Below are 14,725 nucleotides of genomic sequence, written 5' to 3'. Positions count from 1 at the left end.
CAAGGGAAGCAGGCACAAAAAAGCCCCGCGACCGAATGATACGCGGGGCAAAAAATTGGTTGGTTGCGGCCAACCAAAGGAGCGCTTGAAAAATCCTTACTTGCTGGCGACTGTCTCTGGCTGCCAGCCACCCCCCAGGGCCTTGTAGATCGCGACGATGCCGCGATACAGATCGACTTCGGCCTGGGCCTGGCTGTCTTCGGCGTTCAGGCGTTCGCGCTGAGCGTCGAGCAGTACCAGGAAGTCAGTGGTGCCTTCGCGGTAGCGGATTTCCGCGAGATCGGCAGCCTTGCGGCTCGATTCACTCTGGCGGATCAGCGAGATCAGGCGTTGCTGACGTTTGCCGTAATCGCTAAAGGCGTTTTCCGATTCTTCCAGGGCCAGCAGCACTTGTTGCTCGTAGGTCGCCAGTGCGCCTTCGGCATCGGCATCGGCGCCGCGCAGGCGGGCACGCACGCTGCCAAGGTCGAACGCCGCCCAGGTGATACTCGGGCCGAGCGCCCAGGCGTTGGCCGCCGAGGAGCCGATCTGCGAACCGCGCCCGGCCGTCCAGCCGAGGAAACCGCTGAGGCTGACCCGCGGGAACAGGTCGGCCTTGGCCACGCCGATCCGCGCAGTGGCCGAAGCCAGCTTGCGCTCGGCGCTGAGAATGTCCGGACGACGTTGCAGCAGTTCGCCCGGGTCGCCGATCGGCAAGGCTTTGGCAATGGCCGGCAAGTCTTTCGGGCTCAGGTCCACGGTCAGTTTGTCAGGACGCTCACCCAGCAGGGTGGCGATACGGTTCTTCTGTCGAACCTGTTCGGCCTGGAGTTGCGGCACGCTGGCTTCGACCGAGGCCAGACGCGCATCGGCGCGTTCGACGTCGAGCTGATCGCCCACCCCGGCATCACGCAGGCTGATGGTGATCTTGCGCGACTCCTGCTGGTTTTCCAGGTTGGCCACCGCGATCTTCTCGCGCAGTTGCGCACCACGCAGTTGGCCGTAGGCATCGACCAGTTCGGCAATCATGGTGACTTGCAGTTGGTACAGATCGGCTTCGGCTGCTTGCTGGTCAGCATCGCTGGCTTCCAGATTGCGCTGAATTCGGCCGAACAGGTCGATTTCCCACGCCATGTCGAGTCCCAGGTCATAGCGCTCACTGTTGACCCGTTTGGTGGTCTGGCCGGGGATTTGTCCCTTGGCCAGATCGCTGCTGGCGCGGCTGGTGATGGTCGGCATTGCATCGTTGCTGACGTCATCACGGATCGCCCGGGCGGCTTTCCAGCGAGCGAAAGCCACACGCAGTTGGCGGTTGCCTTGCAGCGATTGGGTCACCAACTGGTTGAGGGTCGGATCGTCGAACTGCTGCCACCAAATGCCTTCGAATTTCGATCGGTCGAAGTTCTTTTGCCCGGCTGCGCCGTCGGTGGCGGTCGTGATATTGGCCGCCTCCGTGGCTGGGGTCTTGTAGTCAGGGCCGACGGCGCAGGCGCTCAGCGCCAGCACCAGCAGACTCGGCAGGAAGACTTTCAGACTCATTGTTGCGCCTCCAGTGGCTTTTGAAGATTGTGCGCCTTGGCCGCTTTGCGGGCTTCGCCGCGCTCGACGAAATTACGAATCAGCACATAGAACACTGGCGTCAGCAGCAGACCGAAGAACGTCACCCCGAGCATCCCGGAGAACACCGCCACACCCATCGCATGACGCATCTCGGCACCGGCACCGCTGGAGAACACCAGTGGCACCACACCCATGATGAACGCGAAGGAGGTCATCAGGATCGGCCGCAGACGCAGACGGCAGGCTTCCAGTACCGCAGCCAGCGGATCGAGGCCTTCCAGCTGTTTATCCTTGGCGAACTCGACGATCAGAATCGCGTTCTTACAGGCCAGGCCCACCAGTACAATCAGACCGATCTGGGTGAAGATGTTGTTGTCGCCGCCAGAGATGATCACCCCGGTAATGGCCGACAGCAGAGTCATCGGTACGATCAGGATCACCGCCAGTGGCAGGCTCCAGCTTTCGTACTGAGCGGCGAGCACCAGGAACGCCAGCAATACGCAGAGCGGGAACACGAACAGCGCGGTGTTGCCGGACAGAATCTGCTGGTAGGTCAGGTCGGTCCACTCGTAGGTCATGCCGTTCGGCAGTTCATCCTTGAGCAGTTTCTCGATGGCTTTTTCGGCCTGGCCGGAGCTGTAGCCGGGCGCAGCGGCACCGTTGATTTCAGCAGTGATGAAGCCGTTGTAGTGCATCACGCGATCCGGACCCGAGGTGTCGCTGACCTTGATGAAGGTCGCCAGCGGGATCATTTCGCCCTTGTTGTTACGCACTTTCAGCTGACCGATCTGGTCGGATTCGAGGCGGAACTGTTGCTCAGCCTGTACGTTGACCTGATAGGTGCGCCCGAAGCGGTTGAAGTCGTTGGCATACAGCGAACCCAGGTAGATCTGCAGGGTGTCGAAGATGTCGCTGACGGCTACGCCGTGGGTCTTGGCTTTTTCGCGGTCGATGGCGGCATCGACCTGTGGCACGTTCACGGTGTAGCTGGTGAACAGCCCGGCCAGTTCCGGCACGCTGCGGCTCTTGGTGATGATGTTCATGGTTTCTTTGTACAGCTCGTCGTAACCCAGGTTGCCCCGGTCTTCGATTTGCAGGCGGAAACCACCAATGGTGCCCAGACCTTGTACCGGCGGTGGCGGGAAGATCGCCATGTACGCTTCCTGAATGTTCGCGTACTGGCCGTTCAGGGCGCCGGCGATTGCACCGGCAGACATGCTCGGGTCTTTACGCTCGTCAAACGGTTTCAGGGTCACGAACACGATGCCGGCGTTCGGGCTGTTGGTGAAGCCGTTGATCGACAGGCCCGGGAACGCTACGGCGCTTTCCACGCCTGGCTGTTTCAGCGCCAGGTCGGACATACGCTTGATCACGTCTTCGGTGCGATCCAGGCTTGCGGCGTCCGGCAATTGCGCGAAAGCCACCAGGTATTGCTTGTCCTGGCCCGGTACGAAACCGGTCGGGGTGCTGGAGAAACCGAAGAACGTCAGCACCATCAGGCCTGCGTACAGCAGCAGGGCGATACCGCTGCCACGGATGACCCGACGCACAGTACCGACGTAGCCATGGCTGGCCTTGTCAAAGAAGCGGTTGAACGGACGGAACAACCAGCCACCGAAGATCTTGTCGAGGATTTTCGAGAAGCGGTCTTTCGGCGCGTCATGCCCTTTGAGCAACACGGCGGCCAGTGCTGGCGACAGGGTCAGCGAGTTGAACGCGGAGATCACGGTCGAGATCGCAATGGTCAGCGCGAACTGCTTGTAGAACTGCCCGGTAAGGCCGGAGATGAACGCCGCCGGTACAAACACCGCACACAACACCAGCGCTGTCGCAATGATCGGGCCGGTCACTTCACGCATGGCGCGCTTGGTCGCTTCGACCGGCGTCAGTCCCAGCTCGATGTTCCGTTCGACGTTCTCCACCACCACGATGGCATCGTCCACCACGATACCGATCGCCAGTACCAGGCCGAACAGGGACAGGGCGTTGAGCGAGAAGCCGAACAGGTGCATCACCGCAAACGTACCGATCAACGATACCGGCACCGCCACCAACGGAATGATCGAGGCGCGCCACGTCTGCAGGAACAGAATCACCACCAGCACCACAAGGATCAATGCTTCGAAGAGGGTGTGAACCACCGCCTCGATCGAACCGCGCACGAAGATCGTCGGGTCATAGACGATGCTGTAGTCCATGCCTTGCGGGAAGCTTTTCTTCAGCTCTTCCATCTTGCCGCGAACTTCGTTCGAGATCTGGATGGCGTTGGAGCCTGGACGCTGGAAGATCGGGATCGCTACCGCCGGCTGATTGTTCAGCAACGAACGCAGGGCGTATTGGCTGGAACCCAGTTCGACGCGGGCGATGTCCTTGAGGCGCGTGATCTCACCGTTATCGCCTGCGCGAATGATGATGTTCTCGAACTCTTCCTCGGAGACCAGACGGCCTTGCGTGTTGACCGACAGCTGGAAGCTCTGGGCATTCGGGGCAGGGGGCGCGCCCAACTGACCGGCAGCGACCTGACGGTTCTGTTCACGAATCGCCGTCACCACATCGGTGGCGGTCAGGTTGCGCGAAGCGGTCTTGTTCGGATCGAGCCAGACCCGCAGCGAGTAGTCGCCCATACCGAACAGTTGCACGTCACCGACACCGCCCAGACGCGCCAACTCATCCTTGATATTGAGGATTGCGTAGTTGGACAGGTAGAGCATGTCGTAGCGTTTGTCCGGCGAGGTCAAGTGCACAACCATGGTCAGGTCGGGCGACGCCTTGTCGACGGTGATACCGATGCGCGTCACTTCTTCGGGAAGTTTCGGCTCGGTACGGGTCACCCGGTTCTGCACCTGCACCTGCGCGTTGTCCAGGTCGGTGCCCAGAGCGAAGGTGATGGTCAGGGTTATCTTGCCGTCAGCGGTGGACTGCGAGGACATGTACAGCATGTTCTCGACGCCGGTGATGGCTTGCTCCAGCGGAGCGGCCACGGTTTCACCGATGACTTTTGGGTTGGCGCCCGGGAAGTTGGCACGCACCACCACAGTGGGTGGCACGACTTCCGGGTATTCGCTGATCGGCAGCTGGAACAGCGAGATCGCACCGGCGATCAGGATCAACAGCGACAGCACCGCTGCGAAGATCGGCCGTGAAATGAAGAATTGGGAAAAATTCATCGGAGTTATCGTCCCTTAACCGCGTGGGGTCGCAGCGGCAAGCTTCACAACCGATCCCGGCGCGCCTTTGGCAGGTGCGACTTTGGGCAGGTTGCTGGCTTCCAGCGCTTGTCGTTGTTGGGCCAGGGCGGCAATGGTCTGCTCGCTGGCCATCGGGATCACTTCAGGGGTCACCGGCGAACCCGGACGTACCCGCTGCAGGCCCTTGACGATGATCGTGTCGTCCTTGTTCAGCCCGGTGCGCACGATGCGCAGGCCTTCGATCTTCGGACCGAGTTCAACGGCGCGGTATGCGGTCTTGTTGTCCGCATCCATTACCAGCACGAACTTCTTGCCCAGGTCGGTACCGACCGCTTCGTCGTTGATCAGCATGGCGTTGTAGGTGCCGCTGCCGACCAGTTTCAGTCGTGCATACAGACCCGGGGTGTAGGTGCCGTCGCTGTTGTCGAACACGGCGCGACCACGGATGGTGCCGGTCTTCGGGTTGACCTGGTTGTCGACGAAGTTCATCTGCCCCAGGTGCGGGTTGCCGTCTTCGTTGGACAGCCCCATGTACACCGGAGTGGTGGCACCGCGTTGGCCGTTGCGGGCGAGTTGAGTGTATTTGAGGAACACCCGCTCATCCGCGTCGAAGTAGGCGTAGACCTTGTCGGTGGAAACCACGCTGGTCAGTGGTGTGGTGTCGGCGGTCACCAGGTTGCCGGCGGTGATCTCGGCACGGCTGACGCGGCCGCTGATTGGCGCGGTGACACGGGTGAAGCTCAGGTTCAGCTTGGCCAGATCAAGTTGCGCTTGCAGGGCACCGACGGCGGCGCGCGCCTCTTGTGCAGCGCTGGTGCGCGAGTCGGCCAGTTCGGCGGAGATGGCGTTGCTGGCACGCAGGCGTTCACCGCGGCCGGCTTCGTTTTCACTGCGGGTGGCGTTGGCGCGCGATTGTGCGACCAGGGCTTCGAGGCGGCGCACCTCAGCCTGGAATGGACGCGGGTCGATCTGGAACAGCAGGTCGCCTTTTTTCACCAGTGCACCTTCGGTGAAAGCTACCTCGTCGATCTGGCCGGAGACCCGTGGACGAATTTCAACGGTTTCCGGCGCTTCGAGGCGCCCGGTGAATTCGTCCCACTCGTTGACCGGTTGTTCCAGCACCTTGGCCACGCTGACTTTGGCAGCGGGCATAGTGGCGGCAGTCTCCGGAGTCTTGCCGCAAGCGCTCATCACCAGCACGGCCAACAGGGCCAACGGGAAGCGCAAATGTTTGAGTGACTGTTCCATGGAATCATCCGCCAATGTATTGAAGATGGGCGGATGATGCTCGGCGGGCTGTGATGGCACGAATCGAATGAAGCAAAGGTAACTATCATTCGGAATGATATAAGACCGATTCGAGCCCTCTAGCATGCACCTTTCGTTAGGGTGCTATCAATCTGTTTGATGACAAATGTGTGTTGCGTGGCGGGTAAAAGTGCAGCGGCCTTTTCAGCGGCGGGTAGCACAAACAAAGAGACGGCCATGAAGGCCGTCTCGATCAACAGTTACAGGCTGACTCAGTTGATACCTTTACGGTTCGGCCCGAAACGGTTTGGACCTGGCTGGCTGTCTTGCACCAGAAATACCAGGTTGACGATTGGCAACAGCAACCACCAGCCACTGCGGTCGGTGTCATGCATGCGGCGAGCGCCGACGGCAATGCTCGGCAGCAACATCGCCAGGCTGTAGAGGTTGTAAAGGACGCCCTTGGTATTGAGCATGGCATCGAGAACGCCCATGACAATGCAGATACCCAGGTTGATCAGCACGAACATCCAGTACTCGCGGCGAGTCGCGCGGCCTTTGAATTCTGCGTAGTTCTTCAGCGCTTCCATGTATGGGTTACCCGTCGTGATGGCGGGGCCGCTTGCATAAGTCTGTTGAGTCTGTTGAGTTGCCTGAGGCGCGCCGCACTGTGGGCATGCCACGGCCAGACTACTAATTTCCTTGGCGCAACCGCGGCAGAAAACCATGCTCATATTCTTTCCCTAAAATTATTCAAATCGATAGACAGGACAAAACGAACGCGGCAAGGCCTGACAAAATGATGCCGGCGATCGCGAGGTTTCTTCCTGGGTGGTGTTGGTTGATACAGACGATGCCGCAAGTGAGGCCCGCAAGGCTGAGGATGCCCACACCGACAATCGAGTCCCTGTCCCATTCGGAATCATCAAACAGGGTGAGTGCGCTGATAATTCCGAGGATCAACGAAACGATGGCCAGCCAGGGTATTTCGGCTTGCGTTTGCGGCACGGTGGCCTGTTGGGCAGCCCCGCATTGGGGGCAGGTGAGCGCCGTTTCGTGTAGCTCCTTGGCGCAAGCACGACAATAGACCATTGCCATCGTTTTCCTTAACTGAGTGCGATTGCCCGACCCTCCATCGGTCGGGGCGGCGGTAAGTTAAACTTTATTGCCGGATTTGTCATTATCACTTTGCCATCATGATGGCTGTAGATTTGCCGACACAGTTTTGCGCAGGGCTTTGCGGAATCGCCAGTAAGCACTTGAATCCGCCACGCAACTACTTCCTCGGCATGGTCGAGCGTTTTACCGGCCCCTTGCTGCTCAAAATACGCCGCGCGGCATGTACCGCGCGCTCGGAGAGCGTTTCCATGCGCGGTGATTGCAGTTCCCAGGCGTGCCAATAAAGCTCTACATCCGTGAAATGCCCCGGCGCGACATCCACCAGGTCGCGGCTTTTCAGCAAATCACTGACCTGCATATGCGGCACCATCCCGTAGCCGAGGCCACGGCGTATGGCTTTCAGGCGTGCCTCTGGAAGTGACAGGTAGTGCGTGGGGTAAGCGTCGGCGGTCAGACCGAAGCGCGATTGCATGAAATCCGACTGCAAGGTGTCCTTGCGCGAATAGGCAAATACTGGCGCCTTGCGCGCAGCCGTGCGGCTCAGGCCCTTGGCAAACCAGCGCTGCTGAAACGAGGGCGATGCCACCCATTGGTAACGCATCGAGCCCAGCAACTCAGCAAAACAGCCGCGCATGGGCTGGGAGCGCGTGCCAATGCAACCGATGACCTGGCCACTTTCCAGCAGGGCATAGGTGTGGTCCTGATCGTCGACCACGACGTCGAGCAGAATATTCTCGCTGACGAATATCTCGGCCAGTGCCGGGAAGAACCAGGTCGCCAGCGTGTCGCCATTGACCGCAATCACCACGCGCAGGTGATCGTGTTCATCGCCGGTCAGATCGTTCAGCAGTTCCTCTTCGAGCACGGTTGCACGGCGCAGATAGAGCATCAGTTTCCTTCCCGCCTGAGTCGGCTCGCACGGGCGCCCGCGCACCACCACCGAGCTGCCCAGACGCACTTCAAGCGCGTGTATGCGTTGCGACACCGCCGACGGCGTTACGTTGAGACGTTCCGCAGCCTTCTCGAAACTGCCGCTGTCGACCACGGCGAGGAACGCCTGCATCTGTTTTGCGTCGAGTTGCATGGTCGCCACTCTCGTTAAGTATTTCTAATGGAGACTGAAAGATACTTCGTTTTTCTTCACCTCGATATGCAACTGCCCAATCATTACCCCAAGGCGACGTGCTGTGGCGTTGATCGGCACGGCACGCCGCCCCAGGCGTCATCGAATCTTCGGATGACAGGATTGAAGCGTTGTTGACCCCGCAGGGTGAGCGTGATGAAGAATGAAATGTCCAGCGTCCGATACTTGCCATGAAGCTCAATATGATTATCGCGCTGAGCGCCATTGCATTGGTCGGCAACTATGTCTGGCAGTCCCACGACCTGAAACTCGGCCCTTACGAGTACCAGGTTGCGGCCAAAACACTGCAGTCCCGACACACTCACTCCGAGGCCCGTCGGCTGGCTCTGAACGGCGCCGAGAAAAAGTGCGCATCGCTCGGCAAGCAGGTCGATGTGTTCGATGTGCAATCGCGCGTGCCGCTCGATCCAGTGAATGAAGTGACCCATGTGACGTTCGTCTGCAAGTGATTTCCATCCCGGCAATGCCAGTCATCCAGGCGCATTGCGACTTTTAATTTATCGGCGGTACACACCATGAAGTTATTGGCTATTGCGTTGCTTGCTACGTTGTTGAGTGCCTGTGTGACCTCAGTTCATGACTGGTCCAGGCCGGGCGCAGGCGCGGCTGAAATCCAGCACGATAAAGCTGAGTGCCAGTACCAGGCCAAAGCGGCAACTGCCAGCTATCACTCAACCCCTGCTGCAAACGACAAAACCCACGGCATGGGCAGTGCCGTAGGGGACGGGATCGTTATTGCGGAAAAACAGATCGACCTGACGAATGATTGCATGCGCGTCAAAGGCTATGCAGGCCAATGAAAAAGGCAGTCGAATCTTTCGTCGCTGGTTGTGAAGCACCCCTGCAACCGCTTAACGTTGCGCCAGCGCAGAACGTTACAAGACACCCACTGATGGACACAGATCGAGTGCGCGCGATCATCGAAGAGTAAAACGACGTTTAAATGAGTGATTCTACGGCGACAAACAACGGCAACTGGTACGCGGTGGTTGCACTGGCACTGGCTGCATTTGTGTTCAATACCACCGAATTTGTACCTGTGGGTCTGCTGAGTTCGATCGGCAGCAGCTTCGACATGTCGACGGCGCAGGTCGGCCTGATGCTGACCATCTATGCGTGGGTGGTGTCGCTGACGTCATTGCCGATCATGCTGCTGACGCGCAACGTCGAACGACGACGACTGCTGATTGTGCTGTTCGGGATGTTTATCGCCAGCCACATCCTGTCGAGTCTGGCGACCAGCTTCGGTGTGTTGCTGGTGAGCCGGATCGGCGTGGCGTTGTCGCATGCGCTGTTCTGGTCAATCACCGCGTCTCTGGCCGTGCGCCTGGCGCCCCCGGGCAAGCAGGTTCAAGCCCTGGGCTTGCTGGCAACCGGTACTTCGCTGGCGATGGTGCTGGGGATTCCCCTCGGCCGCTTGTTGGGCGAGGCCATGGGCTGGCGCACCACGTTCATCGTGATTGCAGGCTTTGCGGCGGCGCTGGTGTTCTGCCTGGCGAAGGTTCTGCCGTTGCTGCCCAGTCAGAATTCGGGTTCGCTTAAAAGTCTGCCGGTGTTGTTGAAACGACCTGCGCTGGTGGCGATTTATGTTCTCACGGCGTTGGTCGTGACTTCACAGTTCACCGCCTACAGCTACATCGAGCCGTTCGTACTGACGGTGGCCAACATGAGCGGCGATGTGGTGACGCTACTCCTGCTGTTATTCGGTGGCGCCGGTATTTTCGGCTCGCTGCTGTTCAGCTACCTGCACAGCTATAACCCGCAGCGCTTTCTGATCATCTGCGTATCGGTGCTCGCCCTGTGCCTGGCGTTGCTGTTGCCTTTGAGTGGCAACGTCTCGTACCTCGGCGTACTGAGTGTGTTCTGGGGCATGGCGATCATGGGCTTCGGGCTGGCATTGCAGTCGAAAGTCCTGGTGCTGGCGCCGGATGCAACCGATGTAGCGATGGCACTGTTTTCAGGCATCTACAACATCGGCATCGGCGGTGGGGCACTGGTGGGCAGCTGGGTGGGCAGCCAGTTCGGCTTTGCTTACATCGGGGTGGTTGGCGGCACGTTGGCGGCAGCGGCGCTGTCGTTTTACTGCCTGTCGATGTATCGCAACAGCCGGCCCGTGGCTTGAGTTTGAGGGGGAAGATTCGCCGCTGGGGGGATTTTTAGTTCGAATGCTTGGCGTGTCTCTCTTTGCAGCCTGCTTAATGCGCAGGCAGCTCAAGACTGTCTGGATCGCCGAAAAACATCTGAATCCGCGACCGCAACCAACGCTCGCCCGGATCGTTATCCTGCGACCCGCGCCACGCCATGTGCAGCTCAAACGTGCGCGTCGGCAACGGCGGATCTTCCGCGCGTACGCCACCCGCAGCCGTCAATGCGTCGGCGGTGTAGTCCGGCACGGTCGCGACGATGTCAGTGCCCGCGAGCAAGGTGCTCAAGCCATTGAACTGCGGCACGGCCAGCACTACGTGCCGCTTGCGGCCGAGTTTCTCCAGCTCTTCATCAATAAAGCCACTCAGGTCGCCAGCGAACGACACCAGCGCATGCGGACGCGCGCAATAGTCGTCCAGGCTCAGCGGGCCCGGTACGGTATCGGCGCGCAACAGTTTCGGCTGGCTGCGGCGCAAGACCTTTCGCTTGGCGTTGGCCGGCAGGTCGGTGGTATAGCTGACGCCGATGGAGATTTCGCCCGAAGCCAGCAGGCCCGGCATCAATATGTAGTTGACGCGGCGCACCACCAGCACGATCCCCGGTGATTCGGCGCGAAGGCGTTTGAGCAGCATCGGCAGCAGGGCGAATTCGACGTCATCGGACAGGCCGATGCGGAACACCGAGGTGCTGGTGGCCGGGTCGAACTCTGCCGCACGGCTGACTGCTGTGGAAATGGAGTCGAGGGCGGGCGAGAGCAGGGCGAAGATTTCCACCGCGCGGGCGGACGGTTCCATGCTGCGTCCGGTGCGCACGAACAGGGGGTCATCGAACAGGCTGCGCAGGCGCGAGAGCGCCGCACTGATCGCCGGCTGACCGAGAAAAAGCTTTTCGGCGGCGCGGGTCACACTGCGTTCGTGCATCAATGTTTCGAACACGATCAGCAGGTTCAGGTCGACACGACGCAGGTCATTACGATTCATCTGGAGTCCTGGCAGAGTCATCAAGCTTGACGAGAGCGGCCATATGAGAACAATGGCCGGCATGAATATTACGGGGAAAGGCTGGTACTCTGCACCGCTAAATTCAGGTTTGCCGGGTCGGTGGCAGCATTTTTTTCATCGATTTTGCCCATGCGGTCCATACTGCGGAATCAATGACAGGCATGTCGACTATTAATAGCCACTGATAGTCTTGGGTCAAAAGCCCAGATAGAGTTCAGGGCATTAGAGGTTACTTTGACGAGGTTTGCGATGTCCCGCACGATCCGTTTTCACAAGTTTGGTCCGGCCGAGGTGCTCAAATGCGAAGAGCATGCGGCCGCTCAGCCAGGTCCTGGCGAAGTGCAGGTGCGTGTCGAAGCGATCGGCATCAGCTGGTACGACATTCTCTGGCGTCAGAACCTGGCGTCGTCCCAGGCACGTCTGCCTTCTGGCCTCGGCCATGAAATGGCCGGTGTGGTGACTGCCGTCGGCGAAGGCATCGACGATCTGTCGGTCGGCGACAAAGTCGCCAGTTTTCCGGCCCAGAGCCCGAACGACTATCCGGTGTACGGTGAGCAGATTGTTCTGCCACGTACAGCGGTGACCCGTTATCCGGATGTGCTCAGCCCGATCGAAGCCAGCGTGCATTACACACCGCTGTTGATCGCCTATTTTGCCTACGCCGATCTGGCGCGGGTCAAACCGGGGCAGTTTGCCCTGGTCACTGATGCCAGCCACTGCGCCGGTCCGTCCTTCGTGCAGTTAGGCAAGGCGCTGGGTGTACGGGTGATTGCGGCGACCAAGACTGCCGACGAGCGTGAGTACCTTTTGTCCCTGGGCGCCGAGAAAGTCATCGTCACCGAGGAAGAAGACCTGTTGATGCGAATCAACAAGATCACTGACAACCGCGGCGTCGACGTGGTGTTCGACGGTCTTGGCGGCCCGCAGATGTCGTTGCTCGGCGATGTGCTCGCACCGCGTGGCAGCCTGGTCCTGTATGGCCTGCAGGGCGGCAACCAGACACCGTTTCCGGCCTGCGCGGCGTTTCAGAAGAACATTCAGTTCTTCGTGCACTGCATCGGCAATTTCACCGGCAAGCCCGAGCTGGGCATTACTCAGGACCATGTCGCGGTGCAACGCGCATTGCGAGACATCAACCAGCTGACCGCTGACCGCGTGTTACTGCCACTCAAGACGCGGGTCTTCCCGTTCAGTGAGTTCGTTGAAGCACACCGCTACATGGACGAATGCCCGTGCCGCGAACGGGTTGCCCTCCAGGTCGAACCCGCGTAACTCCTTCCGATCAGAGTCCGTGGCCCCACGGACTCTTGCGTTGTACTCCCTGCGAATGACGATACATGCCAGGCCCGGCGCCTGGCCTTTGTGTATCTGAACCGGTTTTTGCCCGCTATCTGTATCTTCTAATCGTCTTGTAAGCCCTGATAATTGAATGATTACTTTCATCTCAAGGAATGAGCCATGTCTGTGCATTCTGTTTTTCTAGCGCTGTTTAAAAAAAGCTTCAATGAACGGAACACCTATTTCTGTTTAAGGGTTGTAGGGGGTTTCCTATTTGCGTTCTGCTTTTCTTGTACTCAATGTTCGTGGGACGTTGTAAGAAGTTTCCTCAGATATTTTTATATAAGAAAAACATCAATAAAAACAGATGGATGCGGAGCTATTGAGGGCGGAGCTGTCAGCTTCTTTGTGCCATGTGTTTCAAATGACTTCAAAAACATAAGTGTTAGTATTTGATCGTCTATTACTTATTGATGAATTTATTGCGCCTGCCTCACCGCTGGAGCGCGATATGAATTTTTTACGCCGGGTAAAGTACTGATGAGCACGATCCATGATCAGGCAATGAATTATGTCTACCAGCAAGTATTGCAACGATTGCTGAGTTTTTTTTCCAGAGCCGAGCGCACAGCGCTGCAGTTGCTGATTCAGCGGCTGGTGGTCGCCGCCGGCGGAATGGAACGCATCGGTGACTACAAGGTAATGGTGACACCGTCCGGCACTCGTGACAGTTGCTATACGCTGGCATTGTTGCGAGCCGCGCAACTGAGTATTGCCGGTCGGGCGCCCGCTACTTTCCATTTACGTGTCGCCACGCTGCGCTGGAGTGGAATGGGACCGGCGACGCTGGACAATCTGCACCGCAGCTTCGGTGCGCTGTTCCTTTACGACGATCCCAGGGTCGAGTTGCTGATGGTGGATCATCGTCAGGTACTGCCGTTCAATCACCTGGCTCCTCTCGACAAGGAGAACACCGATGCCAACCGCACCGACGTTCTGATGATGGGGCACCGCCGGGCGAGGGACGAGGCCTTTGTGTTGTGGGATGACGCCTGCCTGGCATGGGCCGGTTTTTACGGCCAGATTGCCCGCTGGGGCAATGGTGTCGATGCATGGGTTGCCAGCGAGTCACTGCATCGCCAAAAGCAATTCATCGACAATCTGGACCGTGCCGTACTGAAAGCCGGAATCGGTGCGCTGGCGGCCAATGCCGGAACTTTCGATGAATTGTTCGCCTTGCTTGACGGACTGGGAGGTGACTTGTATCGCGGCTTCTACAGCGAATCCGAGCGGCTGTGCTGGCGCCCCGAAGACGGATTCGAGTCCTGCCGCCGGACAACATTCGTCGACATCCATGACATGGTGGTGGGCAAACTGGAAGAACGCTGGCCGTTGCTCAGCGAGTTCCTTGGGTTTCAGTCAGAGGAGTGGGCGTTCAGTCAAGGAATGGGGGAGTACGCAGACCCTCTGATCGAGGCTCATTTGTGTGGCTTGACGGCAGAATTCATTGACGGCCGCAGCTATGAAAGCGGCTTTTCGGAACATGTCCAGCGCACATTGGCGCAGATGCAGCACAAACAGTTGCCGGAGCCGGCCTGCGAACAAATGATCACAAGGTTCGGCCATCTGCAGGCGCTTGATGACCTGCGCGAGCAAGCGGCGAGCAGTCTGTACAGAACTTACGGCTTGAATGAAGCGCAATCGGTCTGCCTGTTGTTCACGCCATTCATTGAGCGGGGAGCCGGTCTCGAACGATTCCTGCGCAGCTGTCATCCCGGCATGCTGGTGGCAATGCCCGATTTGCATCGAGCCATGCAAGGGCTGCACGGTCCGGAACAAGTGCTGCAATGGATGGTGGATGTCAGTGGGTTGCCGGTCAGACTGATAAGCCGACTCTATTCCATGGAACCCTTGCCAATGTGTGGGACTGCCGCGCGCGCATTGGAACCTGCACTCGACACGGCGGGTCTCGATGGCCTGGATGCCGGCCTGGGTGATCGGTCAGCGGAACGTTGAGGTGAGTGATCGATCCTTCGGTGCATCTCTATCCACGGTAGCCGGTT

12 protein-coding genes are annotated in these 14,725 nt (G+C 59.0%); 5 read left to right on the top strand and 7 right to left on the bottom strand.

Annotated features, from left to right (window positions below):
- Positions 1-96: 96 nt before the first annotated feature.
- The 6 genes from AC1UK9_RS14695 to AC1UK9_RS14670 form a co-directional block, all read right to left on the bottom strand.
- Positions 97-1,518: an efflux transporter outer membrane subunit gene (locus tag AC1UK9_RS14695; protein WP_473015832.1), complete on the bottom strand. Its 1,422-nt coding sequence runs from the start codon at positions 1,516-1,518 to the stop codon at positions 97-99.
- Positions 1,515-4,706 carry an efflux RND transporter permease subunit gene (locus AC1UK9_RS14690; protein WP_025109606.1) on the bottom strand — a complete coding sequence of 1,064 codons (3,192 nt, stop codon included), beginning with the start codon at positions 4,704-4,706 and terminating at the stop codon, positions 1,515-1,517. The genes AC1UK9_RS14695 and AC1UK9_RS14690 overlap by 4 nt, the downstream gene beginning before the upstream one ends.
- 15 nt (positions 4,707-4,721) lie before the next feature.
- Positions 4,722-5,975, bottom strand: coding sequence for a multidrug efflux RND transporter periplasmic adaptor subunit MexE (gene mexE / locus AC1UK9_RS14685; RefSeq protein ID WP_025109607.1), 1,254 nt, complete (start codon positions 5,973-5,975; stop codon positions 4,722-4,724).
- A gap of 272 nt (positions 5,976-6,247) precedes the next feature.
- Positions 6,248-6,709, bottom strand: coding sequence for a DUF805 domain-containing protein (locus tag AC1UK9_RS14680; RefSeq protein ID WP_473015830.1), 462 nt, complete (start codon positions 6,707-6,709; stop codon positions 6,248-6,250).
- 19 nt (positions 6,710-6,728) lie between these two features.
- Positions 6,729-7,073: a hypothetical protein gene (locus AC1UK9_RS14675; protein ID WP_025109609.1), complete on the bottom strand. Its 345-nt coding sequence runs from the start codon at positions 7,071-7,073 to the stop codon at positions 6,729-6,731.
- 178 nt (positions 7,074-7,251) lie between these two features.
- Positions 7,252-8,178 (bottom strand): HTH-type transcriptional regulator ArgP, encoded by a 927-nt coding sequence (locus AC1UK9_RS14670; protein ID WP_473015829.1) that lies wholly within the window; start codon positions 8,176-8,178, stop codon positions 7,252-7,254.
- A 242-nt stretch (positions 8,179-8,420) separates the two neighbouring features.
- Between AC1UK9_RS14670 and AC1UK9_RS14665 the strand changes: the two genes are divergently transcribed.
- The 3 genes from AC1UK9_RS14665 to AC1UK9_RS14655 all read left to right on the top strand — a co-directional run bounded on the left by AC1UK9_RS14665 (position 8,421) and on the right by AC1UK9_RS14655 (position 10,360).
- Positions 8,421-8,687, top strand: coding sequence for a hypothetical protein (locus AC1UK9_RS14665; RefSeq protein ID WP_473015828.1), 267 nt, complete (start codon positions 8,421-8,423; stop codon positions 8,685-8,687).
- 66 nt (positions 8,688-8,753) lie between these two features.
- Positions 8,754-9,038 carry a hypothetical protein gene (locus AC1UK9_RS14660; RefSeq protein ID WP_025109612.1) on the top strand — a complete coding sequence of 95 codons (285 nt, stop codon included), beginning with the start codon at positions 8,754-8,756 and terminating at the stop codon, positions 9,036-9,038.
- Positions 9,039-9,181: 143 nt separating this feature from the next.
- Positions 9,182-10,360, top strand: a complete 1,179-nt coding sequence (locus tag AC1UK9_RS14655) for a sugar transporter (RefSeq protein WP_482577787.1) — start codon at positions 9,182-9,184, stop codon at positions 10,358-10,360.
- A gap of 73 nt (positions 10,361-10,433) precedes the next feature.
- On the opposite strand, the gene AC1UK9_RS14650 is transcribed toward AC1UK9_RS14655, so the two are convergent.
- Positions 10,434-11,363: a LysR family transcriptional regulator gene (locus AC1UK9_RS14650; protein ID WP_025109614.1), complete on the bottom strand. Its 930-nt coding sequence runs from the start codon at positions 11,361-11,363 to the stop codon at positions 10,434-10,436.
- 270 nt (positions 11,364-11,633) lie between these two features.
- Here AC1UK9_RS14650 and AC1UK9_RS14645 point away from each other — a divergent pair, with 270 nt between their 5' ends.
- Positions 11,634-12,656 carry a zinc-dependent alcohol dehydrogenase family protein gene (locus AC1UK9_RS14645; protein ID WP_025109615.1) on the top strand — a complete coding sequence of 341 codons (1,023 nt, stop codon included), beginning with the start codon at positions 11,634-11,636 and terminating at the stop codon, positions 12,654-12,656.
- 546 nt (positions 12,657-13,202) lie between these two features.
- Positions 13,203-14,678, top strand: a complete 1,476-nt coding sequence (locus AC1UK9_RS14640; RefSeq protein WP_482577785.1) for a hypothetical protein — start codon at positions 13,203-13,205, stop codon at positions 14,676-14,678.
- The last annotated feature ends 47 nt before the right edge of the window (positions 14,679-14,725 follow it).

Source organism: Pseudomonas sp. AK-TSAG1-1 (assembly GCF_056821665.1).
The sequence above is the reverse complement of the archived record's forward strand: the minus strand, read 5'-3'. Positions and strand labels throughout refer to the sequence as shown.

Coding starts and splice junctions, on each gene's coding strand:
- AC1UK9_RS14675 (WP_025109609.1), bottom strand. CDS start 7,073: ATGGCAATGGTCTATTGTCGTGCTTGCGCCAAGGAGCTACACGAAACG.
- AC1UK9_RS14695 (WP_473015832.1), bottom strand. CDS start 1,518: ATGAGTCTGAAAGTCTTCCTGCCGAGTCTGCTGGTGCTGGCGCTGAGC.
- AC1UK9_RS14650 (WP_025109614.1), bottom strand. CDS start 11,363: ATGAATCGTAATGACCTGCGTCGTGTCGACCTGAACCTGCTGATCGTG.
- AC1UK9_RS14690 (WP_025109606.1), bottom strand. CDS start 4,706: ATGAATTTTTCCCAATTCTTCATTTCACGGCCGATCTTCGCAGCGGTG.
- AC1UK9_RS14665 (WP_473015828.1), top strand. CDS start 8,421: ATGATTATCGCGCTGAGCGCCATTGCATTGGTCGGCAACTATGTCTGG.
- AC1UK9_RS14680 (WP_473015830.1), bottom strand. CDS start 6,709: ATGAGCATGGTTTTCTGCCGCGGTTGCGCCAAGGAAATTAGTAGTCTG.
- AC1UK9_RS14645 (WP_025109615.1), top strand. CDS start 11,634: ATGTCCCGCACGATCCGTTTTCACAAGTTTGGTCCGGCCGAGGTGCTC.
- AC1UK9_RS14655 (WP_482577787.1), top strand. CDS start 9,182: ATGAGTGATTCTACGGCGACAAACAACGGCAACTGGTACGCGGTGGTT.
- mexE (WP_025109607.1), bottom strand. CDS start 5,975: ATGGAACAGTCACTCAAACATTTGCGCTTCCCGTTGGCCCTGTTGGCC.
- AC1UK9_RS14660 (WP_025109612.1), top strand. CDS start 8,754: ATGAAGTTATTGGCTATTGCGTTGCTTGCTACGTTGTTGAGTGCCTGT.
- AC1UK9_RS14640 (WP_482577785.1), top strand. CDS start 13,203: ATGAGCACGATCCATGATCAGGCAATGAATTATGTCTACCAGCAAGTA.
- AC1UK9_RS14670 (WP_473015829.1), bottom strand. CDS start 8,178: ATGCAACTCGACGCAAAACAGATGCAGGCGTTCCTCGCCGTGGTCGAC.